This window comes from Stenotrophomonas maltophilia group sp. RNC7 (assembly GCF_030910085.1).
Taxonomy (GTDB): Bacteria; Pseudomonadota; Gammaproteobacteria; order Xanthomonadales; family Xanthomonadaceae; genus Stenotrophomonas; species Stenotrophomonas sepilia.
The window spans coordinates 1-304 of record NZ_JAVFVN010000180.1; the positions used below are offsets into that span (position 1 = coordinate 1).

Here is a 304-nt window from a genome sequence, read left to right on the forward strand (position 1 = left end):
GGAACTGCAAGCATTAGTCAGAAAAGTTGCTACTAGAGTTCTAGGAGGATACAAGAGTACAGCATACTGCAATAACTCTTTAAGAGGTAAGGTTTACTCAGACATCCAGCACCAGTTAAAAAGAGAGTTCGGAGTAGAGAGATACGAAGCAATCAAGCGCAGCCAACTGGGACAAGCCAAAGAGATTTTAAGTAGCTATAAGGCTCCATTGATTCTAGTACAAGAAATACAACTTGAAAACAGGCAGATAGCCATATAGGAGGTGAGAAGATGAATTGTAAAGTTTGCGGGAATGGTTTGTATA

At 40.1% G+C, this 304-nt stretch carries 1 protein-coding gene; it reads left to right on the forward strand.

Features of this window, described 5'->3' with window-relative positions:
• Positions 1-259, forward strand: a 259-nt coding sequence (locus RCF13_RS02370) for an ORF6C domain-containing protein (RefSeq protein ID WP_308140803.1), incomplete at its 5' end; no start/stop codon positions are given.
• Between the last annotated feature and the right edge of the window lie 45 nt (positions 260-304).